This window comes from Methanobacterium spitsbergense, assembly GCF_019931065.1.
GTDB classification, from domain to species: domain Archaea; phylum Methanobacteriota; class Methanobacteria; order Methanobacteriales; family Methanobacteriaceae; genus Methanobacterium_B; species Methanobacterium_B spitsbergense.
Window position 1 is genome coordinate 199,307 of record NZ_JAIOUQ010000007.1, and the last position, 24,082, is coordinate 223,388.

Here is a 24,082-nt window from a genome sequence, read left to right on the forward strand (position 1 = left end):
CACCGAGTTAAATCGAGTAAAGGTTAAAATTATATCAAATCCAGTTCAGCTAGTCGTTCTTTTGTTTTCTCTACACCGAGTTGAGCATCTGCATTAGTTTTTGCACCGGTACAGACTACTTTTCCTGAACCGAATAAAAGTAAAACAACTTTGGGGTCGTCAAGTCTGTAAACCAATCCGGGGAATTGTTCTGGTTCGTATTCAGTGTTTTCAAGATCCAGAGCAACGGATTCCAAGTTTAATGTTTTCCCGAGATTTGCTGAAGCAACTATATTTTGGACTTTAATTTCAAATTCGTGGGGGATTTCTGTATCAAGAGCTCTCATTTTATCAACAGCTATGTGTATAGCTTTCTTTGAGTCTTCTATTGATTTTGCACCTGTACAAACCAGTTTACCTGATCCGAATATGAGTGCAGCTGTTTTTGGTTCCTTTAGTTTGTAAACCAATCCTGGGAATTGTTCTGAGTTATATTCAACTCCTTCCAGGGCAGGAGCAACTTGTGGAAGGTCTAGCGACTTTCCAAGCGCGGCAGACGCCACGATGTTTTCAACTTTAATTTCTACAGTTGTCATTAAATTTCCTCCAGATGTATTTAATTTATAATCAGAATTTAGTTTAATATTCTATAAATTGTTAATTAATAATTCAACTTATATAAAGATGCTTTTTTTTGCCACAATTTCAGTACTTATATATTGTTTTTCAATACTTTTAAATGAAATTTTTGATCTCAATAGATTTCTTTAAATTAATATGTGATCTTTTGTAGGAATATAGCCTCGAGTATAATTTATAAGAATTTTTGATTGTAGAATTTTGTATATCATTCCCATTATTGTTCATTAAATAATCATAACCATAGCGTATTTATGAAATTTGATTAAAGTCTAAAATTTTGAATATAATTATCTATTAGTTTTTATTATCAGAAAATAACAATTAATATTTATTATTAAATTGGTTATTATTAAATTGTTTGAAAATGAAAGTTATTGTTAATCTGATAAAAATTACTATATAGAACAAATTGAACATTAAAAAGTTGAATAATATAATGAATGTAAGAATATAAGTTCAATAAAGCCTGTAAAGTATAAAAAAAAATTATATGTATATATAATAACATTCAAATAAAAAATTAGTATACTAAAATATATTTATTGCAATTTTTAATAGTATTGCGTAAGTTTTAAAGGTTTTTTTGGTTTAATGGTGTGAAATTATGATAGGCCCTAAAAAATACCGTAAACAATTATTTGATTTAGGCATCGAAGGCATGGAAATTGATGTTTCAACCATTGATAATGCAATGGATACTTTAAATAAATTAAATGAGATTGAAAAGGTTTTAAAAAAGATCAGGTACAATGTTCGTACAGATATACGAAGAATCAGACTAGATTATATGGCTAAATTGCAAGAAGTAGATAAATCTGCCAATAAAAAATCTGGACTTTTTGGTCGGAAGAAATCAGTTTCTAAAATAGTTCAAGAAAAAAAGATGCTGACAAAGGAGAGAAACCTTACAATTGCTACTTATGATGTTGTAGAAAATACTATAGATGACTATCTTGATCAGATAGAAAATTCAAGATATTATATAAAGAATTCAATACAACGAAGGGTGGGTTAAATAAATACTGTTTGTTATAAGATATTATTCCCTTTTGGAGGTATTAATTTTGATAGAAGTGGAAGTCAAGGCAAGTGTTAAGGATTTTACAGATGTTAAAAAGAATTTAATTAAAATTGGTGCTATCAAAATAAAAAATGAGCATCAAAGAGATGTTTATTATAATGCTCCACATAAAGACTTCGTTGAAACTGATGAAGCATTGAGAATTAGGGAAATTCCTGAAAATGGAGAAAATAAGGTTATACTTACATATAAAGGTGCTAAAATGGATGATGTGAGTAAAACTCGTAAAGAAATTGAAGTTGAAGTATTTGATGCTGAAAATATGGGTTTGATACTAGAAAATCTTGATTTTAGAAGTGCTGCAACAGTTAAAAAAGATAGAGATATTTATCATTTGGATGAGTTTATAATTACATTAGACACAGTATACAAAGTTGGGAAATTTGTTGAAATCGAAATTGAAGCCCAAGAAAATGAGGATACAAGTATTCCACTTAAGAAAATATTTGAAACATATAAAAAACTAGGCATAGAAGAGGGATTTGAGAGAAGATCATATCTAGAACTTATGGAACTATAAATTTTCAAAAATGATTATAAAAAATTCTTAAACCATCAATAACTTATTTTACAATATTTTCTTTTAAACTAAAAAAACATATAATATTTATTGAATACAAACAGGATAAAACTCTTTTTTATGATTAACTTATTTTATATTATTATTAAGTATGATTAACGGAAAAGTAAATCTATTTAAGCTTAATGATCTAAAAACATTTAACAAATAATCAATGTTAAAATAATGATAAAGATTAATAGAAGAAAATACTCTTCAACAATAGGGAATAAATATTAATTTTGTTATATGGGTATAAATCTGATGAAACTTGATACCATCGAATATTTCCCTAAAATCAATTAGAGACAATGTTTTCTTTTAGATAATTAAACAAAGTAAGGTGGGAATCTGTGAAATACTTGGTAAGCCCGTTCAATAAAGAAGCAAAAATAAAGTTTCCAGAAGAGATAACTGTATATGATACAACATTAAGAGATGGTGAACAAACTCCCGGTGTGTGTTTAAGAACTCCAGAAAAGCTTAAAATTGCTAATAAGCTTGATGAAGTAGGAATACATCAAATTGAAGCAGGATTTCCTGTGGTATCCAATGAAGAAAAGAGATCTGTTCAAGCTATTGTTAAAGAAGGTTTAAACGCAAAGATACTTTGTCTGTCACGTACTAAAAAATCAGATATTGACACTGCTATTGACTGCGATGTCGATGGTGTTATAACCTTCATGGGAACATCGGATCTACATTTGAAACACAAAATAAAGATGAGTCGGGAAGAAATACTGAATGTTTGTATGAATTCAATTGAACATGCTAAGGATCATGGATTATTTGTTGCATTCTCTGCTGAAGATGCAACCAGAACAGATCTTGATTTTTTGAAAAAAATATACAAACGTGCAGATGATTTTGGTGTAGATAGAGTTCATATTGCAGATACTGTAGGAGCCATTAGTCCATATGGGATGGATTATCTTGTAAAGGAAGTAAGGTCTACAATCAAAGCGGATATTGCACTTCATTGTCATAACGACTTTGGAATGGCTCTTTCTAATTCAATAGCAGGATTACTGGCAGGTGCAAATGCAGTTTCAACAACTGTTAACGGAATTGGTGAGAGGGCAGGGAATACTTCATTAGAAGAATTGATCATGTCTTTAAAAATCATATATGGTGTTGATTTAGATTTTGATATTAGCAAATTCTATGAACTTTCAAAACTCGTTGAATCACTAACCCATATGAAAATACCATACAACAAACCCATAGTTGGCAAAAATATATTCCGCCACGAGTCAGGAATACATGTTGATGCTGTTATTGAAGAACCTTTAACCTATGAACCATTTTTACCAGAATTAATAGGACATCAACGTAGAATTGTTCTTGGAAAACATTCAGGCTGCAGAGCTGTCAGAGCGAAGCTTGATGAGTGTGGAATAGATGTTACTAAGGATGAACTTTGTAAAATTGTTGAACAGGTTAAAAATAAGAGGGAAGAAGGTAAATACATCAATGATGAGATATTTAACACCATTGTTCGGTCAGTTAGGGGGCCTTTTGAACTTTAATTAAATTATAAGAGGTTATTAAACATTCTTATCAAAAATAATCTTAATGTATAAATAATGTTTTAAAAACTTCTAAAGGATTAATCACTATGAACATAACCGAAAAAATTCTTGCAAAGGGAGCAAATAAGAAAACAGTCAATCCTGGTGAAATAATTGAGGTTGATGTTGATCTGGCAATGTCACACGATGGAACATCTCCACCCACCATTAACACTTTCAAAAAAATTTCTGATAAAGTGTGGGATCCTGACAAAATTGTTATAATCTGCGATCATACTGTACCTCCAAATACTATTGGATCAGCAGAATTCCATAAAGTTACAAGAAAGTTTGCCAGAGAACAGGGTATAAAAAAATATTTTAATCATGGGGAAGGGATATGCCATCAAGTACTTCCAGAATTTGGATTTATAAAACCAGGTTCCATCGTTGTAGGTGCTGATTCACACACATGTACACACGGCGCATTTGGAGCATTTGCAACTGGAATGGGTGCAACTGATATGGCATTTGTTTTTGCAACGGGTAAAACATGGTTTCGAGTACCTGAAGCTTTTAAAATCAATGTTGAAGGTAAATTAGGCAAATATATCACAGCTAAAGATGTTATACTCAATATAATCGGGGAAATAGGCACATTTGGTGCAACTTACAAGACACTAGAATTTCAGGGAAGTACAATTGAACAAATGGATGTATCTGGTAGAATGACCATGTGCAATATGGCAATTGAGAGCGGCGCAAAGAATGGTATAATGGAGCCTAACAAAGCGATTCTACAGTATTTACAGGATAGAAACGTTAAATCATTTGATGTTGTAAAATCTGATAAAGACTATGTCTACGAAAAAGAATATGAATTTCAAGTAGACGATATGGAACCACAAATCGCCTGTCCGCACAATGTTGACAATGTTGAAAATATTTCCAAAGTTGAGGGCAAAACAATTAATCAGGCGTTTATAGGCTCATGTACAAATGGTCGTTTAGAAGATTTGGTACAAGCTGGAGAAGTACTTAAGGGAAAAAAGGTACATGAAGATGTAAGACTTATTATAATACCTGCTTCAGCTGAAATCTACAGACAAGCTCTTCATAATGGTCTCATAGATACTTTTATGGATTCTGGAGCAATAATATGTAACCCTGGATGCGGGCCGTGTCTTGGAGGTCATATGGGTGTTCTTGGATCAAAGGAAGTATGTATAGCAACTACCAATAGAAACTTCTTAGGAAGAATGGGTGACCCTGAATCTGAAGTTTTCTTAGCAAATCCTGCTGTTGTGGCTGTTTCAGCAATTTATGGCGAAATTAAAGATCCTAGAGGTTAAAATGGAACAAAATATTCTTGATGGTATCCTGAAAATTGAAAAAGAAGTGGGAAAACTTTCAAACGCCCAGAAAATACTTTTAACCACAGATGGTTCTGTAACAACCATACTCGATGTAATACGGGGCCATGTTAGGATAGAAACACTAGAACAGAAATTTATTGAAGCAGATTCTAAAATGGCTCAATTACTAAATATTGAAGTGGGAGACACAGTAAATTATAGGGTTGTTGTTATCGAAACTCAAGAGCCATTAATCTATGCAATTTCACTTATAGCTGTTGACAGACTTGAAAATGAATTTAAAGAGGATTTAATAAGGGCAGACATGCCAATTGGTAGGATACTCCGGAAACATAATATTGAATCTCGTAGAGAAATTAAATCTGTTTATTATGAGGAACAAGAACCCGAGCTTAAAAAGATATTCAAAGAAGATTCTACAATGCTTACTAGGACCTACAACATAATTCATAACAATGAAATTTTGATTTGGTTGAAAGAGACATTTCCATATAAACATTTCAGAGATTGAATTATAGATTTAATTTTGATAAAGTTTATTCAAGAAATTAAACTGGATACAAGTGGTTAAAATGGGCGTAAAATTCAGAGATATAATATCCCCTGAAAGTATAAAATTTGAACAATTAGAATCTAAAATTGTTGCATTAGATGCAGCAAATATAATCTATCAATTTCTTTCAAGTATAAGACAGGTTGATGGAACACCATTAATGGATCAAAATGGTAACATCACATCACATTTTAGTGGAATACTTTACAGAACTTCATCACTCATTGAAAAGGGTATCAGGCCGGTTTATATCTTTGATGGTACTTCGGATATATTGAAAAAGGGTACTCAGGATAAACGAAGAGAAGTAAAGGAAGAATCTCAGAAAAAAATGGAAAAGGCTCTTGAAGAGGGTAGAATAGAAGATGCAAGAAAATATGCTGTTAGAACATCAAGGATGTCTCCAAAAATTGTTGAAGGGTCTAAAAAACTTCTGGAATTATTAGGAGTTCCATATATACAAGCTAGGGGTGAAGGTGAAGCTCAAGCATCGTATATGGTTGAAAATGGGGATGCATGGTGTGTTGGATCACAGGATTACGATTGTATACTATTCGGAGCCACAAAAATGGTTAGAAACCTAACTATAACCGGTGGAAAGTCGAATCTTGAATTAATTGACTTAAAAAAGGTATTAGAAAATCTTGGAATAACTAGGGAACAACTCGTTGATATTGCAATACTTGTTGGAACAGATTTTAATCTGGGAGTTAAAGGAATAGGTGCAAAAACAGGATTAAAACTTATCAAAGAACATGAAAATATTTTTAATGTAATAAATAAGCTTGACATTGAAATGGAAGTTGAACCAGAAATTTTAAGGAATATATTCCTTAAACATGAGGTTGAACCAGATTATAGTTTGAAATGGAAGTCCCCGGATACTGAGGGAGTTGTTCGCTTTTTATGTGGTGATCATGACTTTTCAGAGGTCAGGGTTTTGAGTGCTCTTGATAAATTCAAAAAAATAGACAACAAACAGAAGAGTCTAAAGGACTGGTTTGGATAAAATTTATAATTTTTATTTTTTTAAGTAAAATAGTTAAAAAGCAGGATATTCTCCAAAAAACTCTGCAGCATATCTCTGGGCTCTTATTACTTGTGAAGGATATTTAATTTTAAGTTTATCTTCAAATTCTGATCTATTCCTTGAACCTGCTATTGCCTTCATCACTTCAAGATAAACATTTGTTGAATTTTCTGTTGGTCTGCATGGCATTTCAAGAGTAATACATACATCATTCCTTTTAAAAAAATTGGTTCTTAAATATGGTGCCACAGAACTTATTAGAACATTGTGCTCCAGCTCTATTAACGGAGGTACACCTACCTTTTTTTTCCTTTCTATGTCTATGAGTTTAAGGTAACTCTCAGGTTTATAACAGTGTAATTCAACGTATATCTCAGGCTTATGGGTTTTTATAAGTTTTAATATCTTTTCACCCATTGGAGAATGATAATAGAGGGGGTTTAATGTGCTAATATATTTGGTTTCAGGACAATTGTAAAGAAGGAGTTTTCCATCTTTAACATCGTTTTCATCAAGAAGTTGAATTAGATTTAGGGTGGTTAAACCCTCTTTTCCATGAACTCCTCCTACAAAAACACGTGTAGGCCCTGATCCTTTATCAATTACCTTTGAGAACATAATATCCCGAATTCTTAATTTTAGGGTAAAATCAATTTTTATTATGTTCCTTCTTCCCAATTTTTGAGATAAGCAACCTGTTCAGTGGTTAAACTATCTATGTTAATGTCCATGGCTTTTAATTTAAGTTTTGCTACATGAATATCTGTTTCATCTAATGTTTTATAGACTCCTACGTCAAGTTTGTTGTTTAAAAGATATTTGGCTGCGAGGGTTTGCATTGCAAAGCTCATGTCCATTATTTCTGCTGGATGCCCCTGTCCACGTTCGCCTGCAAGGTTAACTAATCTTCCATCAGCTAAGAGGTATAGTTTCCTGCCATCTTCCATTACAAATTCTTTTATATCTGGTTTCAACATTTTAGTTGATTTAGACATCTTTTCAAGGTCTTCTTTGTTGATCTCTACATTGAAGTGTCCTGAGTTGGCTAGTATGCAACCATCTTTCATATATTTGAAATCATCTCCAGATACAACATCAACGTTTCCAGTAACTGTTACAAGCATATCTGCTTCTTTAACAGCTTCTCTAATTGTCATCACTCTGTAACCATCCATCCTAGCTTCAAGTGCTCTTATTGGATCTATTTCTGTTACAATAACGTTGGCACCTAAACCATCTGCTCTCATGGCTACTCCACGACCGCACCATCCATATCCACAGACTACAATGGTTTTTCCTGCAATCAATACATTGGTTGAGCCCATTATGGAGTCAAAAGTAGATTGTCCTGTACCATAACGATTGTCAAAAAGGTACTTCATATAAGAATCATTTACAGCCATTACGGGGAATTTCAATGCTTTATCTTGGTGCATTGATTTCAGTCTATGTATTCCGGTTGTTGTTTCCTCACAAGCCCCAATTATCTTATCCATCAGTTCTTTCCTTTCTCTATGAACGAGGAATATCATATCTGCACCATCATCAATCAAGATGTCTGGTTCGTGATCAAGTACTTTGTTAATGTTTTCATAATATTCTTCATTTGTTTCGCCTCTCCAACCATACATATGAAGTCCTAATGCCGCACCAGCTGCAGTTGCATCGTCTTGAGTTGAAAGCGGGTTACAACCGGTCATTGCAACTTCAGCACCTCCTTCATGGAGAGTTAAACCCAGATTAATTGTTTTTGGTTCTAAGTGTAAGCAAGATGCAATTGTAATGCCTTCAAATGGTTTTTCTTCTTGAAATTCTTTTTTTATATGTTCAAGAACTGGCATGTGTCTTTGAACCCATTCAATCTTCCTTTTACCTTCCGGTGCTAATGATATATCCTTTACATTGTAACTCATGGTTTCATCCTTCAAAATTGTTATTCAAGTAAATAAAATATCTAAATGAGTTTAAAAATGGATAGTAATTTTTTTTTCAATTAAATTTAATATATGATCTGTGTATATTTAAACTTTTTAATTAGCATAAAAAATATTTATTAAATTTGGAATGAACTCTAAATTGGAAATATATGATTAAAAATAGAAATATTAGGGGAATTCCCCCTAATTCAATTGATTTTGTTGAATAATTTATTTAGATGTTTATCTGTAATGGCTAAGATCTGCTTCGTTTTTGGGTTTAACCTTTTTCATTGCATCCTGGAAATGTTTCATATTTACATTTTCAGATTCAAGGTTATCCCTAAGGGTAAGCATTACAGCTTCACGACAAACCGCTTCTATATCTGCCCCTACAAATCCATCTGTTCTTTTTGCTAATACCTCAAGTTCAACATCATCTGCTAATGGCATTTTGGCGGTGTGTACTTTGAATATGGCTATTCTAGCATTTTCATCTGGATCATCAACTTTAACATGTCTGTCAAATCTGCCAGGTCTAGTTAATGCCGGATCAAGTATATCCACACGGTTGGTTGCGGCTATAACAGAAACATCTTGAAGCTCTTCGAGTCCATCTATTTCTGTTAATAGTTGATTAACAACACGCTGTGTAACACCTGAATCTGTGCTGGATCCTCCCCTAGTGGATGCTATTGAATCTATTTCATCAAAGAATATAACTGTTGGTGCTGTCTGTCGAGCCTTTCTGAATACTTCACGAATACCCTTTTCAGATTCTCCAACCCATTTTGAAAGTAATTCAGGTCCTTTTACTGCTATGAAATTGGCATCACTTTCGTTTGCTACTGCCTTTGCAAGGAGTGTTTTCCCTGTTCCTGGTGGTCCATAGATCAAAACTCCCCTTGGAGGTCTTACACCAAACTTCTCAAAACTCTCAGGATATTTGAGAGGCCATTCAACAGCTTCTTGAAGCTCCTGTTTTGCACTTTCAAGTCCTCCTATATCATCCCATTTTATATCAGGGACCTGTACAAGTACTTCACGCAGGGCTGATGGCTGTACTTCTTTAAGAGCTTCTTTGAAATCAGATTTGGTTACAATAATTTTCTTAAGAGTTTCAGAAGATATTTCTTCATCTCCCTTTATATCGGGCATTACCCTTCTTAGAACTCTCATTGCAGCTTCTTTACACAGTGATTCAAGATCTGCTCCAACAAATCCATGGGTTGTGTCTGCCATTTCCTCGAGGTCAACATTATCATCAAGTGGCATTCCTCTTGTGTGTATTTGTAAAACTTCTCCTCGTCCATCCTTATCTGGAACTCCGATTTCGATCTCTCTGTCGAATCTTCCGCCCCTTCTTATTGCTTGGTCAAGTGCATCTGGTCTGTTGGTTGCACCTATTACAACCACTTGTCCTCTTGATTTAAGACCATCCATAAGTGTGAGTAGCTGTGCAACTGTTCTTCTTTCAACTTCTCCGGATACTTCTTCTCTTTTAGGAGCTATGGCATCGATTTCGTCTATGAATATGATTGATGGGGCATTTTCTTCAGCTTCTTCAAATAATTCCCTTAACCTCTCTTCGGATCCTCCAACATACTTGCTCATTATTTCTGGCCCATTAATGGTTATGAAATGTGCATCGCTTTCGTTTGCAACTGCCTTTGCAAGGAGTGTTTTTCCTGTTCCTGGCGGTCCATGCATTAAAACGCCTTTAGGTGGGGATATTCCCAGTCTTTCAAAGAGTTCTGGTCTTTTTAGGGGAATTTCTATCATTTCTCTTACTTTTTTAACTTCCTCTTTGAGGCCGCCTATATCTTCGTAGGTTACATCAACTACATTTTTTACTCCTTCAAGCTTTGAAACGTCAACTGGTTCGGTTTGAATCTCTACATCGGTTAAATCTGTTATTTGGACTACACCTGCTGGTTTTGTTGAAACAACTGCGAGTTTTATCTCACCCATAGGTGCTACATCTCGGAAGAATTCATCGAACAGTCCTCCTGTCCTCATTGTTTGCTGTTGTTGTTGTCTCACACCTGTTATGATCATGTCTCCCATTGTGAGCACTCTTCCTAGAAATGCTGGTTTTACTTCTCCTCTTATCATGATCTGTTGTTCGACTGGTGCTAACACAACTTTTTTGGCTTCTTTATAATCTGCACGTCTAACAGTTACTTCTTCGCCTATTGAGGTACCTGAATTTTTTCTTATGTACCCATCTATTCTTATAATTCCCAGGCCTATATCTGATTGTGAAGATGCGACTCTGGTGGCGGTTAATTTTTTACCTTCTATTTCAATAATATCTCCATCAAGGAGATCGAGTTTCTGCATACATGCAGGATCAATTCTTGCAATTGACCTTCCAACATCTGCCTGTGAAAAGGCTTCTGCTACTTTTAATTTCATTTCTTTATTTTCCATATAAAACCCCTCCATTTACTATCCGTATGTCAGGTTGAATACTTATAATCGTATAAAAAAGATTTTAACTTCTATTCATATTTTAGTTAACTTATGTTACTATAACCTTGTTTTTTCTAACATATATATATTGTGTTTTAGTGTTAAAAAATTTGTCGAATGTTATAATTAGTAATAATAAAAAAATATTAACATTCTAATAGGTTTATAGAACAAAAAATTAACTTAAACTTAGTAAATCCAAAATTAACTAAAAATAACTAAAATTATAATGAATAGTCTTGGAATAGGTGTAATCCTAACGTATTTGGCTTCCAAATCCCATTAACAATTTTTCTACTGCAATGGATGCATTTTCATTTATTATAGAATATCTTATTGTAACGCTTACATTTCCCTGGGCAATCTGATTGCCTTGGTAAGTGTCTATTACTTTAGCATCAACTACGTCCTGTAAACTGTTGACTGTATTGGCTATAATATCTGGATTGCATCCTTTTGGGAAAGTCCCAGAAATATCGTAACTTTTTTTTGTGTAATTGTCCAACTTCCATTGGAGGAGTTCCTCATTGTTTAAAACTTCTACATTAGATAATTTAAGACGAGTAGAGGTTTTGTTTTTTGTTAATGTTAAAAAATCTGGTGTAAGTTTATCTAAAATCCCTATGTGTACTTTTCCTGAGTAGATATGTCTCAAACCTACTTCTCGGCCCATCTGTTTTTTGAGGGTACTCACCTCTTCAGTAAGAACAGATATAGCTTTATCTGATCTTCCCAGAGCAGATTCAAGATCATCAAGATGTTTTGCTGCAGAACTCATTGAACTAACAAACTCTTCCTGATTTTCAGTAGCGATCAGATCTTTAAGTTCGGTGAATGTGTTTAGGAAAGTTTCATGTGTTTCTTTGATATAAATGTTCTTAGTCTGTATAGAATACACTAAATAAGGATTTTGTGCAGTTATTCTAGCAATTGTATCTAACATTAAATTGTAAATTGGGCTTGCGAATTTTCTAGATTCTTTAATATCTATATCTAGTTTTTCAATTGTCCTTGCAATACTAATATATGCAAAATGAGTGAGTCCCTGTACTATGCTCATCATCCTATCATGTATATCTGGAGTTGTAACGATAATCCTAGCATTTTCTGATTCAAGAAATTGAAATACTTTATCATACCATTCCCCAGTTTTAATAGGTGTCAGCACAATTACCTGCCCATCAAGAGTTCTAATTCTAGGACCAAACATGGGATGGCAAGGGAGAACTTCAACACCTTTAGCTGCATATTCCTGCATTATTTCTGAGGGTTCCTTTTTTACAGACGTAACATCCATAATTAAGGATCCTTCTTTCATTACAGGTCCAATCTCTCTAATAGTGTCTGGTGTAGCATCAATGGGTACGGATATAATAACAATATCTGCAATGGATGCTGCCTTAATATTATCTTGAATATACTCTACACCTAATTTCTTAGACACAGATTCGCCAGTAACTTCGTTTCTTCCAGTAACAACTATGTCTAAACCTTTTCTACTTAAAAACGTAGCTATCCACTTTCCAAGGCCTCTAGTGCCTCCAATTACGGCTATTTTCAAAAGAATGTTCCCCATTAATTAATTTTAAGAATGTTACAATTTACTTAATCCCATAATTCTTGATATGTCTATTAACATCAAGATATAAAAAAATACGGTTTATTACTTAGAATTCAAACATAATAAATTAGAATGTAGATATCGATTATGTTAAGAGACTACATCCTGAAAAAAAGGGGCTGTGATATCTACTTTGTTTCCATTTATTTTAGGAATTATTTCTATTATAAGTGCCATTACGGATCATATTGGTCTAATAATATTATCAGTGTTTATAATTACTATTATGAGCTATATCTACTCCAAATATACTTTAATTAAACACCCAGAAATGAAGAAAGCTCGGGAAAAATATAAAAAACATCCCATTTACAAGTTTTTAATGATTGCTAGTTATATAATGCTCGGTTTTGCTATCTTTTTAGTTATATTTATCTTAATAGTTGTATTATTTAATATAACTTTTTAACTTCGATAAATCCATAATACATTCAGTTATTGCTATTCTAATCAAGTTTGATTTACTTACTTACCCATTGCATTAAATAGGCTTTCAAATCTTCAAATAAAATTAAAACCAAATAAAATCTCTAATATTCCGAATACAAAGAATAAAAACATAATTATCATGTTGAATGTTGTTCTTTTAGCTTTATTTTTATGGATTTGATATAAATTTACAACCCCAATACCTATGAAAGCTATTCCAACTATAACAAATAACACATTATTCATATAATTTCCCCTTCAATCAAATTACATTTATTATAATAACTCATTATATTTCATTATATGCTCTGTTATATCTATTCTGATGGTGAAATTGTTGATTATATCTTTGGTAGGAATCCTTTCCATTTGCGAGGATAGTAATAAGCAAACATAATCAAATACAACAGGAAAATCCCAATTGCGGAATAATACGGGTAATTTGAGACATATGTAGGATAATATAGATATGTATAAACTAATATTAATCCTGAAAATACAATTAGACCTAACACTACCAGAGAATATATCTTTATAAAATATTTATATCTTCTAAAAACAGGTAGAATAAAAAAAATCGCCATCGAACCCCATATCCAAGCTGATGGATTCCCCGTCCATGAAATAACTATAAATGATAATAAAGAACAAAAAGCAATGATAATAGGATACACGTAAACCCTGTAAATTTCAGAATAGTTCATGTATTCACTTTTTATTAATTTAACAAAATCCTCTAAACATGAATTATTAATTTCATTCTAATAACTCCTTATATTTCATTATATATTCAGTTATTGCTATCCTGATTATTTTCAGTATTTAAGTGTAATCTTAATGATTTTGCGATGTATCCTCCTAAAAATCCCAATATTGGATTAATAATCATCAGTATTATCACTATGGATGTTACAGATCTAAAAATTAGAATTACAGGTAAATATCCGAATATAGAACCTGCTAAACCTTCATAAAATCCAAATATTGCTTTGTTTGTTTTAGATAAGTATGTTGCAGTGAAACCTCCCACAATATAAATAAGAAATACTAATATGCCCGAACCTGGAATATTTGCCGGTAAAATAAATAGTAAAAAACCAACTAAAAAAATTCCTCCTATTATAGCACTAAGTGTGGAATATCTTTTCATAAAATAACAACTCCGTTTCATACAACCTTTAGAATACTACTCTAATAAGTCATTATATTTCATCAAGTATTCAGTAATTGCTATTCCAATAAGATTTAATTATATATGAACCAATAATAAAGTACAGAAACGATAATAAATAAAATTAAAGAAAAAATTAAATTGTTAATAGATAAGCAAATCGAAATTACATTATCCGATGAGTATTATCGTACCAAGTTGATAAAAAAATCTGGTGAATTTTTTTTCATGAGTACGATACTATTAATATTAGGAATTTTATTTTTAGGAATTTTTTTAGCTGTTTTAACATATACTGATATTTTTCTCATTTCTAATTTAATATATCAAATTCCTCTCTATTTGTCGATCAGCTATAGCTTGGGATGTATATTGTTGGCAATATTAATCTTTATAAAAGGTTTATACATATTTTTACAGTCTTTTAGCAACATTGGCATTATAGGAGACATACAGACCTCAAAATTAGCAAACATCCAGTCAAAATTGTTGGATAGCAAATATTCAATTAAAAAATAAATTAGGATTCAAATATTATTAATACTTAATTTATTATGTAATACATGGTAAAAAACTCCTGATTTTAGATCTGGATTAACCAAAAAAAGGAAAATTTAGAGAGTTAAAAAATATTAAAATTATCTGCATAATTTTTTAAATTTTCCTCTTATTTCATGGTGTTAACCTACCGCTTTGTCCTGTTGCAAGATTTAATATATAGATTGAGTAGTTTGAGCCAGAATCTTGCTTTTGCCACACAATTCTTGTTCCTGAAATTCTAGGAAATCCCTGGTTTTGTGTTGATGGTAATATTCTGAAATATGTTCCAGTTGCCAGATTTTTATAATAAATAGATTGGTGGCCAAATGAATCCTCCTGCATCCATACTATTCTTGTACCTGAAATAGCAGGGCTATAGATATTTTGATAATCTGATGTTTGTATTACTCTGTAATATGATCCTGTAGCTAAGTTTTTATAATAGATAGATTCATGGCCGTATGAATCATATTGCGTCCAGATAACCCTGGTACCATCTATAGCTGCCACACCCTGGGATTGTGTGGATGTTAATAATCTTCCATACGCTCCAGTGGCCATGTTTTTCACATACATTACGTGGTGTCCGTTTAATTCGTATTGTCTCCAGACGACCCGGGTACCTGAAATCTCAGGATTGAATTGCCTATATGATGATGATTTTACTTTGCCAACATATCCTGTTGCAAAATTTTTATAGTAAATCACATAGTCCTGGGAATTAGTATCTTGGATCCAAACGACCCTGGTACCATCGATAGAAGCATGGGTCTGTTTTCCCATTGAAGTTGTGAATAATCTGCCACTGTATCCAGTTGCAAGGTTTTTATAGTAGATAACTGCACCTTTTGCAGTCATTTGTGTCCAAACTATTCTTGTACCTGAAATATCTGCGTGGTACTGGTCTGTTGCTGCAGGTAGTACTCTGCCACTATGTCCTGTTGCAAGATTTTTATAGTAGACATTATTATATCCTGATGAACTTCTCTGCTCCCAGACTATTCTTGTACCGTCAATGGCAGGGTCACGCTGATCATACATTGCAGTCCCAACATTACTTATTTTAGAAGTGTTTATATGGTTGGTTTTGACTGTTGCAGCTGATGCTGCTCCGCAGAATACAAATGCAACAACTAAAGTTGTTAACAATAAAAGAATCTTCTTTTGCATTTTAATCACCCTCCAATTAATTTTTAATACTGAAATTCCAAAAAAAATTGAGATCTTTAGTTGTTCATTGTATTTTTTGGGTGGAGGTGATTGCACTTCAAAATAAAAAATTGTATGAAGTAGAAAAATTTCACCATATTAAACGGAACTTTTCAAAGTAAATGTAAGTATATAACAAAATTGTATTAGGAATTTTTTTTTTGAAATTTCCTTAACTTAATTTTATTTTTATTTAACTAATTATAATATAATTTACTAATTATTACAAATAGACAGAGATTTATATTATACTTTTTCCATTTATTCAAAATAGTCAGTAAAAAATGTCTTTTGATCCAAAATCTAAATAAAAAATCTTAGCAAAGCTTCTAAAAACTCTAATTCCCATTTTAATTGTTCCATTAATATCGAGCTGAATGTTGTTTGTGCCATGCTATGACCCATTAATAATTATCCACAACCACTGGGTCCATTCCCAATTTTTCCAGAATCATTTATACTTATTATATCAGTTGCTGATGTAGCACCACAAAGTATCAAAGAAAGAAAAGTGAAATAAAAATAAGAGTTATTTTTTTCATCATAATATCAACCCTTCCCATAATAAAATACATATTATTATCATTTATATCCAATTAAAAACTGAATTAATTTATTTTCATTAGTACAATCTGCTAAATCCCAATAATATTCTTTATTATCACCAATCAAATAGAAAATTATAAATTAAATCAATAATAAATGAATTAGTTAATTATTGATCAATTATTATTAATACTAATCTTATAATTATTATGTCATTATTATAAAAATACTCTCTTTTTTAGATATAGATTAACAAAAAAATCCCATTAACTAATGTAGTGACCCTTTGCCAGGCTTTTACTCCATTTAAAGCTTTTTTATCCTTACTTCTATTTCATTAACCATTTTTTATCTCCTCCAATTAATCTTATGTTTGAAGTATTATAAAAATTAATCATTTTTAATAAATTAGTAATACATTAGTTATTTAATAAAAAGAAATAAAAAAAAGTTAGGACATTTCAAATGAAATATATTAAATAAGGTGTTTTAAAATTTAGTAGATAAATAGAAATTTTACAATAAAAATAACTGTGTGTAATAAAAGAAATTAAAATTACTACTCATTCAAATTTAACTGTGGTGTTTAAAGTGCGTATTGTTTATCAGGATACTAAAAAAGGTGTTATTGAAGTTGTTCCAGAAACACTGGATGATTTATGGCACTTATCACATATAATAGAGGAAGGAGACTTAGTTTCATCATTAACTAGCAGAAGGATTCAAGATTCAACTGGTGAAAGATTAAGAAGTGACAGGGGAATTAAAAAAACATTCTTCATGGGTGTAAGGGTTGAAGAAATAAGTTTTCATAAATACACTGGAAAACTCAGGGCCACAGGCACTATAGAACAGGGACCTGAAGATCTGGTTCCATTGGGATCACATCATACACTAGATTTGAAACTTAAAAATTCTGTAAAGATAAAAAAAGAAAGATGGTCTAAATGGAATATTAAACGACTAAAAGATGCAATGAAGGCATCTAAAAAACCATCTGCACTTATTGTTGCCATTGAAGATGATATTGCAGACATTGGTATTATAAGGCAGTATGGGATAGATTATGTGGGTCCTATAATGGGAAGTGTATCTGGGAAGAGAATTGTCCAAAAAAACCGTAAACAGGCAATAAATGACTTTTTTACAGAGTTAGCAGAGACAATTAAAGGATTTAATGATGTACAAGTCATTGTACTTGCAGGACCCGGATTTACAAGGGGTGAATTTTTTGAATTTTTAAACCAGAAATATTCTGATCTTGCCAAAATATCCCTTCTTGAAAGTACAGGAGCTGGAGGAAGAGCAGGCATAGCTGAAGTACTTAAAAAGGGTTTAATTGAAAAAATGGCAACAGAAGGAAGGATAGCACATGAAATTAGATTAGTTGAAGATGTGTTAGAAGAAATAGGTAAATCCTCTAAGATGGTTACATACGGTAAAAAAGAGGTCAAAAAAGCAGCACAATCCGGGGCTATAGAAAATCTGCTTGTTATTGATGAGCTGGTACGTGAAAGGAATATTGAGAATCTCATGGATCAAGTTGAAAACATGGGTGGTAAAGTAATGATAATAAGTAGTGAACACGACGGTGGGAAACAGCTCTCAGCACTTGGTGGTATAGCAGCATTATTGAGATATAGCTTAAATTAATTCACTATCGATGAAGGAAAGGTGTAAATTTGGATATTACTATGATTGACATACTGATACTTTTCTTACTTTCAGCGGTTCTCACCATAATTTTTAAAGAACTGTTTACAAGGTACGGAAGAAACCTATACACATCTATTAGAGGAGGAACACCAAGAGCTGTTGGAATTGCACCATTTTTAATTCTGATTCTATTTTTCCCGGTTCCAGGCAACTATCTAATTGCAACGATAGGAATATTTGCATTTATAGATGATCTTATTGGCAGAAAACGGATTAAAGAATTAAAAATAGAAATTGGTCAACTTTCAAGGGGCATTGGAATGTTAATGGTAATGATTATAGGTTATTTCTATTTCGGCCCCGTATCAATACTCATAGCTCTTATGATACAACCTTTAAACATAGCAGACATGCAACCTGGCTCAGCTTGTTCAACAATTATATTAATGTGTTTAACTGTCCTCATTGCAATTTTCGCACTTACATCAACCATCTATTATCCTGTGCTCCTTTTGCTTGCAGTATGTATTGGTTACGCACCATTGGATTATAAAGGAAAGATTATGATGGGTGAAATAGGTAATCATTCATTTGCAGTGGGTTTAGGTATATCTTTTGCATTTTTAGGTAGCATTATTGGGAATTTAACTGGAACAGGAGTATATGGGACACTTATCATCACCATCATTTTAATTTTAGTTACAGTGATGCTAATTGCATTTATACGCAGAAAAAATCTGAATCAATTCTTAAAAAAGAATTTAAATATAAAAAATCCCAATTATGGGGATTATTTCATGGATGTTTTAACTGGAGGAGGATTAGGTGATCTTCTACGCAGACTTATCCTGAAAAAAAGAGTTATAACTATAAAAAATAGGTTTTTAATACATATAGGATTTAGAAGACTCGTGTACAATCCATATTCCATCTAAATTTTTCTATGTTTTAGTATTATCAGAAAATCATTTTTAATTCTATAGTTACAACACAATTTAATCATATTAATGCCCAATTTAAACTAAGTTAAACACCATAAAACAATTAATTCCTGACCACAACATTGGATAGTTGTTGATCTATCTTTTTATCTAAACAATAAGATGTCAGATATGTATTAGTTAAAGATTATATTTTTAAGTTCAGATATTAGATTTTCAAGCCATTATGTTGACGTGATTGGAAAATGCAAAATATTTTAAGAAAACTTAAATATAACAATAAAAAGTAATTGATTATCTAGAGGTAATTATAAAGTTTGTTGATAGCCCTATTTTCATTAAAATAAAATTCTAATATATTTCATCAAATTCTAATGAATTCGTAACGAAGTTTTAAGATTATTTATAATAGGTGATTTAATATGAAGGCATTATTCGTAGTTACAGGTAGAGGAATAGGCGGAGATGCTGTTATAGCCATTAACATTGCAAAGGCTTTATCGAAGTATGATTTCCAAAGTGAATTTGCACTCGACCACACTGCACCAGGTTTACTATTTAAAAAGAAAGGAATTGAATGGCATAAAACCAGCATTCCACAAGCAGGAGGACATGCCGCAACCAAAAAAACACTTGTAAATGCAGGATTTAAGACAGGGAAGGCTGTGATTGAAACTGCGAAAATGTTCAGGAAGATCAATCCAGACATAGTTGTGGGAGTTATAGGGGGAGGTGCGGTTGTAGGATGTTTAACAGCCAAACTTACCAACATACCATCCATAGGTATTCTGAATACACCTACTGATGCAAAAGTCTGTACAAAAATAACAACCACAGTAGCACTTCCAGAATCCAATCTCTTCCAAACTGAGTTGCAAAATAAAAATATAAATAAAGCATATTCTCCTGTAGATCCAGAAATAATAGTTGGAAATAGAGAAAATGCATTGAAAAATATGCCTGATGCCTTTGATGAAAACTTACCAACCATACTCTTATCATCGGGTTCAACAATCTTTGAAAAAATGGCAGTTGCAGCTTCAAAATTGGGTAAAAGTGGGATAAAAGCGAACATAATACTGGTTGGTGAACCTCTTGAAGAAGAGTACAATAAGTATTTTGATAACAAAATTGATAACAACAAACTTATCTATCTCGGATACATTAACTGGATAAACGATCTTTATAAGATCGTTGATATTGCAGTGGTTACTGACGATGGTATGATGATACATGAGGCCATGACATGGGGCATACCTGTTATAGCCCTCCTTAAAGTGAAATATGGTCGTTATCATAATCTCGCAGCAGTTTTTGAAGGAGCAGTACTTGAAAGTGAACTGGAAAATTTGGAAGATGTTCTTGGCGATGCATTTGCAAACATGGACAAGATGAAGGATAATGCTGTAAAATATGGTGAAGAAGTTCTAAAATCATCTGACAAGATTGCCAGAATAATATGTACTCGTGCAAAAAAGAAATAACCTTTTTTTTCTCAAGTAATATATATACTCTATGAAAAGTAATAGAATGGCAAAATAAAAATGGAGGTGTTTTATGTTTAGCGTACCTATATTAAAAGGACTGGCCATAGGAAAAATAGGATTTTTGGGAAAACTTGGATTAATAGGGCTTTTTGGAATATTGGTCCTTGTAATAGTTGTAATAATTGTTATTGCAGTCATAGCATTTTTCTTGCTAAAAAGAATGAATAAAAAATAAAAAAACTATTAATCTATTTTTTTTTATGGGATATGGCTATTTTATTCTCTAAAACATGGTATACAAACAATTTGTCCATTTTTTACTCTGGATCTGTGTTCTGAAACCATTTCACCACATTGTGAACATTTGAGTGATGTAAAAATTCTTGCTTTTTCGGGTATATCCACTTTAACATGCTCTATATGGAACATTTCATTGTATGGAATTTCAAGAATCTCATTGGAAACTTCATTGATCATTTCCTTTAAATCTGCCTTTTCAAGTTCGTTTGCAATTCCAGAATTTACTTTGGATCTTAATTTACCAAGTTTGGGGGCCAAAGTATCTACACTGAATGAATCCATTAAAGATACTCTGACTACATCGTTGGTTGTCCTGTTAATGAATGTATAAACCTGTTTACCATGGTCCATAAATAATAAGTTACCTTTACCAAATGTGCAACCTGTGATTACCTGTACAGCATCAACTGCACAACTGTCATTTTCAACAATGGCAATAATCTCTTCTTCTTGTGATATATTAGATTTAAGTTCATTTAACCCTGCTTCAGAAGCTTTATATCCAATGGCAGAACCTGGACAAACATGGCCATGGAACTCTGTTACTTCACTGAATGGTTTTAAAGCTATTCTATTTTTATTATTTTTAAAAGAATCATTTTCAGACATTTGATCACCTTGGTATCTAATTCAAAATAATATTTTATCCAAACTTGGAGAAGAATCTCATTAATTTGTATACAGCATCTGTTGATGGATGAGCTTCAACAAAATCATCGAAATCATACGTTTTTTTACCATCCCTCATAAATTTGGAAGTGTAAGCCAACACAGTACGGGAGGATGGAGATATAGAAGAAACACCTTTAATATCTCCCTTTTCAGCATCGACAACAGCCTTTGTTATTCCTGTTTCTCTATCAAGAACATTCCAAAAGGCGCCAGGACCAGCTGATCCGGGTATATGGCCCTCAACTCCATTTTCGTTTGAATTTATATAACTCACATCATAGTATAATGATATGGAAGAAGGAATAAATCTGTAATCCACTTGAGCAGCAATTCCACATGCATTACGAGCAGCAACAACACCCTCCATTCTAGCCACAGGAGTAGTTCCTATACCTCCGACAACATCCCCTGCAGCATAAATATTGGGGTGACTTGTTTCCATCCTTTTATTTACAATTATTTCTCCCCTTTTTCCTGTTTCAACTAGTTCTTTTACAAGTTCAGAGTTTGGGATCATACCCACTGCCAGAAGAACATCTCCATCCAAGCGTCCTGATTTTGTTAAAACACCATCGGGATAAATTTCAGTTGCAGTAAGATTTTCATGTATTTCTACTCCTTTAAGGAGTTTTTTAACAATATAATCTTTAATATCTTGGTCAACTTGTTTCAAGAAACTCCCACGGGATAATATATGGACTTCAGAGCCCATTGCAGAGAAAATACCTGCAAATTCTGTTGCTATAGTCCCGCTTCCAATAATGATCAATTTTCTGGGAACATCTTTGTAATCTAACACATCTTTATATATTTTGGCATATTTTGCTCCCTTTATTGGTGGAATAAATGCATATGAACCCGTTGCGATGATCAATTTATCGTAGGGGTATTCTTTACTATCAACAGATACTAGTCCTTCCTTTATATCGGCATTACCATAAACAATATTAACTCCTGCTTTTTTTGTTTCAGAAGTAAGAACTCTCCTTATTTTCCCTGTAGTATTTATTATTCCTTCTGCTACCTTTTCAAAGTCTATTTTGAAGTTTGAATTTGTGATCTCCATTTGATTAAATTTCTGGGCATTTTTTATAAATCTAGCAACATCATTAAGGCCGCATACCACCATACATCCGGTGTTAAGGCATTTTCCCCCAATTTTATCCATTTCTATTAGGGTAACGTTTTCACCTATTGTAGCTGCTTCAATGGCAGCTGTTCTACCTGCTGATCCTCCGCCAACTATTACCACATTCATATTCTCCCTCCAGAACATATTGTTTATATGGTTAAAGCACATAATAAAACTATTAAATTTAAATAGAATATTTAAATTTTATTCAGTATTCTAAATTTAATTTGTTTAAATTAAGATTTAGAAATGGGATTATTGTAGATCAAATTAACAGAGGAGATTGATATGTGTATTGCAGCACCAGCACAAATAGTTGATATCACAGATAACGTGGCAACAGTTGACTTTGGCGGAGTAAGGCAACAAGCCAAATTAGACTTAGTTGGAGACTTGGATATAGGCAGATATGTCTTGGTACATTCAGGATATGCTATAGAAGTTTTATCAGATCAAGAAGCTAAAGAATCACTCGAAGCATGGGATGAACTCTTAAAAGTTCTAGATGAAGAAGATAAAGAGTTAGCAAAAGGAACTTAATCAATTTTGATTCCTTAATCCTATTTTTTTTATTTTAAAAGTAGTATACTAAATATTATTTTTTTTTTATTCTATAAATTTTTTAGATTAACTAAATTTCATATTCCATTTAACGAAAAATTAATAATTCCAGGTATAATTCTTGTATATTTAAAATTAATTATAAGTTGAATAAAGAGATTTTCAGTAGATTGATACTCTTTTAACACCAGGAATATTCAAAAATTCATTTATAAGTTCTCCTTGAATAGGTTTTTCTGTTATTATTGTTAATCTGGGGTTTTCTTCAAGTTCGGGGTCTCCAGCGTGTGCTTGTCTTATACTGATTCCTTCTCTTGATATGAGTTCGGTTGATCTAGCAAGTATTCCGGAATTTCCAGCTTCTGCTTCAATTTCCACAACACCAAATCCAAGATTCTTTGCAATGTTTTTCAACAAAGTTCCTGCGGGAAATATATTCTGAAATATTCCAGATAACTGGGGATCTGCAAGTATGACATCAACAGTTGACTTTATGGCTCTTCTATCAACGTTGACTGATCTAGCAAGGGCAACATCGCTTATCTCCACGTCTCCACAATATATTTTACCTTTATCTCCTACTCTCAATCCTAGTTCAACTATTTTCCTTGCTACAGCCATACGTGCAGGGAATTTATCAAAGTTATGTTTTATTCTGTCCCACATTGTCTCACAATTAATTTGTATAATACTTT

22 protein-coding genes are annotated in these 24,082 nt (G+C 32.4%); 11 read left to right on the plus strand and 11 right to left on the minus strand.

What is annotated here, in order from left to right:
- Positions 1 to 29: 29 nt before the first annotated feature.
- On the minus strand, positions 30 to 575 hold the full coding sequence (locus K8N75_RS06640) for a TATA-box-binding protein (RefSeq protein WP_048190030.1): 546 nt from the start codon (positions 573 to 575) through the stop codon (positions 30 to 32).
- Between the two features lie 650 nt (positions 576 to 1,225).
- On the opposite strand from K8N75_RS06640, the gene K8N75_RS06645 reads away from it, so the two are divergent.
- The 6 genes from K8N75_RS06645 (at position 1,226) to fen (ending at position 6,710) form a co-directional block, all read left to right on the plus strand.
- Positions 1,226 to 1,636 (plus strand): hypothetical protein, encoded by a 411-nt coding sequence (locus K8N75_RS06645; RefSeq protein ID WP_223791300.1) that lies wholly within the window; start codon positions 1,226 to 1,228, stop codon positions 1,634 to 1,636.
- A 58-nt stretch (positions 1,637 to 1,694) separates the two neighbouring features.
- Positions 1,695 to 2,222, plus strand: a complete 528-nt coding sequence (gene cyaB / locus K8N75_RS06650) for a class IV adenylate cyclase (protein WP_338038035.1) — start codon at positions 1,695 to 1,697, stop codon at positions 2,220 to 2,222.
- Between the two features lie 392 nt (positions 2,223 to 2,614).
- Positions 2,615 to 3,790, plus strand: a complete 1,176-nt coding sequence (locus tag K8N75_RS06655; RefSeq protein ID WP_223791302.1) for a homocitrate synthase family protein — start codon at positions 2,615 to 2,617, stop codon at positions 3,788 to 3,790.
- 89 nt (positions 3,791 to 3,879) lie between these two features.
- Positions 3,880 to 5,124, plus strand: a complete 1,245-nt coding sequence (hacA, locus tag K8N75_RS06660; RefSeq protein WP_223791303.1) for a homoaconitase large subunit — start codon at positions 3,880 to 3,882, stop codon at positions 5,122 to 5,124.
- A 1-nt stretch (position 5,125) separates the two neighbouring features.
- Positions 5,126 to 5,659: a chorismate--pyruvate lyase family protein gene (locus K8N75_RS06665; protein WP_223791304.1), complete on the plus strand. Its 534-nt coding sequence runs from the start codon at positions 5,126 to 5,128 to the stop codon at positions 5,657 to 5,659.
- A gap of 61 nt (positions 5,660 to 5,720) precedes the next feature.
- Complete coding sequence (gene fen / locus K8N75_RS06670; RefSeq protein WP_223791305.1) at positions 5,721 to 6,710, plus strand: flap endonuclease-1; 990 nt, start codon at positions 5,721 to 5,723, stop codon at positions 6,708 to 6,710.
- Positions 6,711 to 6,743: 33 nt separating this feature from the next.
- On the opposite strand, the gene K8N75_RS06675 is transcribed toward fen, so the two are convergent.
- The 7 genes from K8N75_RS06675 to K8N75_RS06705 all read right to left on the minus strand — a co-directional run bounded on the left by K8N75_RS06675 (position 6,744) and on the right by K8N75_RS06705 (position 16,053).
- Positions 6,744 to 7,349, minus strand: coding sequence for a DUF2119 domain-containing protein (locus K8N75_RS06675; RefSeq protein ID WP_255590837.1), 606 nt, complete (start codon positions 7,347 to 7,349; stop codon positions 6,744 to 6,746).
- Between the two features lie 41 nt (positions 7,350 to 7,390).
- Complete coding sequence (gene ahcY / locus K8N75_RS06680) at positions 7,391 to 8,644, minus strand: adenosylhomocysteinase (protein ID WP_223791306.1); 1,254 nt, start codon at positions 8,642 to 8,644, stop codon at positions 7,391 to 7,393.
- Between the two features lie 246 nt (positions 8,645 to 8,890).
- Positions 8,891 to 11,080 carry a CDC48 family AAA ATPase gene (locus K8N75_RS06685; RefSeq protein ID WP_223791307.1) on the minus strand — a complete coding sequence of 730 codons (2,190 nt, stop codon included), beginning with the start codon at positions 11,078 to 11,080 and terminating at the stop codon, positions 8,891 to 8,893.
- A gap of 298 nt (positions 11,081 to 11,378) precedes the next feature.
- On the minus strand, positions 11,379 to 12,683 hold the full coding sequence (locus K8N75_RS06690; RefSeq protein WP_223791308.1) for a prephenate dehydrogenase: 1,305 nt from the start codon (positions 12,681 to 12,683) through the stop codon (positions 11,379 to 11,381).
- 561 nt (positions 12,684 to 13,244) lie between these two features.
- Positions 13,245 to 13,418, minus strand: a complete 174-nt coding sequence (locus tag K8N75_RS06695) for a hypothetical protein (protein ID WP_223791309.1) — start codon at positions 13,416 to 13,418, stop codon at positions 13,245 to 13,247.
- Positions 13,419 to 13,962: 544 nt separating this feature from the next.
- The gene (locus K8N75_RS06700; RefSeq protein WP_223791310.1) at positions 13,963 to 14,322 is read right to left on the minus strand and encodes a hypothetical protein; all 360 of its coding nucleotides are present in this window, start codon (positions 14,320 to 14,322) and stop codon (positions 13,963 to 13,965) included.
- Positions 14,323 to 15,015: 693 nt separating this feature from the next.
- Entirely contained in the window at positions 15,016 to 16,053 is a 1,038-nt protein-coding gene (locus tag K8N75_RS06705; protein WP_223791311.1) for a TolB family protein, read from the minus strand.
- A 1,176-nt stretch (positions 16,054 to 17,229) separates the two neighbouring features.
- Here K8N75_RS06705 and K8N75_RS06710 point away from each other — a divergent pair.
- The 4 genes from K8N75_RS06710 (at position 17,230) to K8N75_RS06725 (ending at position 20,957) form a co-directional block, all read left to right on the plus strand.
- A complete protein-coding gene (locus K8N75_RS06710; protein WP_223791312.1) occupies positions 17,230 to 18,291 on the plus strand; it encodes an mRNA surveillance protein pelota in 1,062 nt (353 codons plus the stop codon).
- Positions 18,292 to 18,332: 41 nt separating this feature from the next.
- Positions 18,333 to 19,229, plus strand: coding sequence for a cell wall biosynthesis protein (locus K8N75_RS06715; RefSeq protein WP_420830714.1), 897 nt, complete (start codon positions 18,333 to 18,335; stop codon positions 19,227 to 19,229).
- A 428-nt stretch (positions 19,230 to 19,657) separates the two neighbouring features.
- Complete coding sequence (locus K8N75_RS06720; protein WP_223791314.1) at positions 19,658 to 20,719, plus strand: glycosyltransferase; 1,062 nt, start codon at positions 19,658 to 19,660, stop codon at positions 20,717 to 20,719.
- A 73-nt stretch (positions 20,720 to 20,792) separates the two neighbouring features.
- Entirely contained in the window at positions 20,793 to 20,957 is a 165-nt protein-coding gene (locus tag K8N75_RS06725) for a hypothetical protein (RefSeq protein ID WP_223791315.1), read from the plus strand.
- Between the two features lie 41 nt (positions 20,958 to 20,998).
- Here the strand turns inward: K8N75_RS06725 and K8N75_RS06730 are convergent, their stop codons facing one another.
- A complete protein-coding gene (locus K8N75_RS06730; protein ID WP_223791316.1) occupies positions 20,999 to 21,631 on the minus strand; it encodes an FmdE family protein in 633 nt (210 codons plus the stop codon).
- 34 nt (positions 21,632 to 21,665) lie between these two features.
- A complete protein-coding gene (locus K8N75_RS06735; RefSeq protein ID WP_223791317.1) occupies positions 21,666 to 22,952 on the minus strand; it encodes an FAD-dependent oxidoreductase in 1,287 nt (428 codons plus the stop codon).
- A gap of 162 nt (positions 22,953 to 23,114) precedes the next feature.
- Between K8N75_RS06735 and K8N75_RS06740 the strand changes: the two genes are divergently transcribed.
- Entirely contained in the window at positions 23,115 to 23,366 is a 252-nt protein-coding gene (locus tag K8N75_RS06740) for a HypC/HybG/HupF family hydrogenase formation chaperone (RefSeq protein WP_048190046.1), read from the plus strand.
- A gap of 183 nt (positions 23,367 to 23,549) precedes the next feature.
- Here K8N75_RS06740 and K8N75_RS06745 read toward each other — a convergent pair whose 3' ends face one another.
- Positions 23,550 to 24,053 carry a TrpY family transcription regulator gene (locus K8N75_RS06745; protein ID WP_223791318.1) on the minus strand — a complete coding sequence of 168 codons (504 nt, stop codon included), beginning with the start codon at positions 24,051 to 24,053 and terminating at the stop codon, positions 23,550 to 23,552.
- Positions 24,054 to 24,082 lie beyond the last annotated feature (29 nt).

Bases quoted from the DNA above. Each gene is read 5' to 3' on its own strand.
- K8N75_RS06730 (WP_223791316.1), bottom strand. From the start codon at position 21,631: ATGTCTGAAAATGATTCTTTTAAAAATAATAAAAATAGAATAGCTTTA.
- fen (WP_223791305.1), top strand. From the start codon at position 5,721: ATGGGCGTAAAATTCAGAGATATAATATCCCCTGAAAGTATAAAATTT.
- K8N75_RS06720 (WP_223791314.1), top strand. From the start codon at position 19,658: ATGAAGGCATTATTCGTAGTTACAGGTAGAGGAATAGGCGGAGATGCT.
- hacA (WP_223791303.1), top strand. From the start codon at position 3,880: ATGAACATAACCGAAAAAATTCTTGCAAAGGGAGCAAATAAGAAAACA.
- K8N75_RS06705 (WP_223791311.1), bottom strand. From the start codon at position 16,053: ATGCAAAAGAAGATTCTTTTATTGTTAACAACTTTAGTTGTTGCATTT.
- K8N75_RS06715 (WP_420830714.1), top strand. From the start codon at position 18,333: ATGATTGACATACTGATACTTTTCTTACTTTCAGCGGTTCTCACCATA.
- K8N75_RS06675 (WP_255590837.1), bottom strand. From the start codon at position 7,349: ATGTTCTCAAAGGTAATTGATAAAGGATCAGGGCCTACACGTGTTTTT.
- K8N75_RS06685 (WP_223791307.1), bottom strand. From the start codon at position 11,080: ATGGAAAATAAAGAAATGAAATTAAAAGTAGCAGAAGCCTTTTCACAG.
- K8N75_RS06695 (WP_223791309.1), bottom strand. From the start codon at position 13,418: ATGAATAATGTGTTATTTGTTATAGTTGGAATAGCTTTCATAGGTATT.
- K8N75_RS06665 (WP_223791304.1), top strand. From the start codon at position 5,126: ATGGAACAAAATATTCTTGATGGTATCCTGAAAATTGAAAAAGAAGTG.
- K8N75_RS06735 (WP_223791317.1), bottom strand. From the start codon at position 22,952: ATGAATGTGGTAATAGTTGGCGGAGGATCAGCAGGTAGAACAGCTGCC.
- K8N75_RS06740 (WP_048190046.1), top strand. From the start codon at position 23,115: ATGTGTATTGCAGCACCAGCACAAATAGTTGATATCACAGATAACGTG.
- K8N75_RS06640 (WP_048190030.1), bottom strand. From the start codon at position 575: ATGACAACTGTAGAAATTAAAGTTGAAAACATCGTGGCGTCTGCCGCG.
- ahcY (WP_223791306.1), bottom strand. From the start codon at position 8,644: ATGAGTTACAATGTAAAGGATATATCATTAGCACCGGAAGGTAAAAGG.
- K8N75_RS06725 (WP_223791315.1), top strand. From the start codon at position 20,793: ATGTTTAGCGTACCTATATTAAAAGGACTGGCCATAGGAAAAATAGGA.
- K8N75_RS06745 (WP_223791318.1), bottom strand. From the start codon at position 24,053: ATGTGGGACAGAATAAAACATAACTTTGATAAATTCCCTGCACGTATG.
- K8N75_RS06700 (WP_223791310.1), bottom strand. From the start codon at position 14,322: ATGAAAAGATATTCCACACTTAGTGCTATAATAGGAGGAATTTTTTTA.
- K8N75_RS06645 (WP_223791300.1), top strand. From the start codon at position 1,226: ATGATAGGCCCTAAAAAATACCGTAAACAATTATTTGATTTAGGCATC.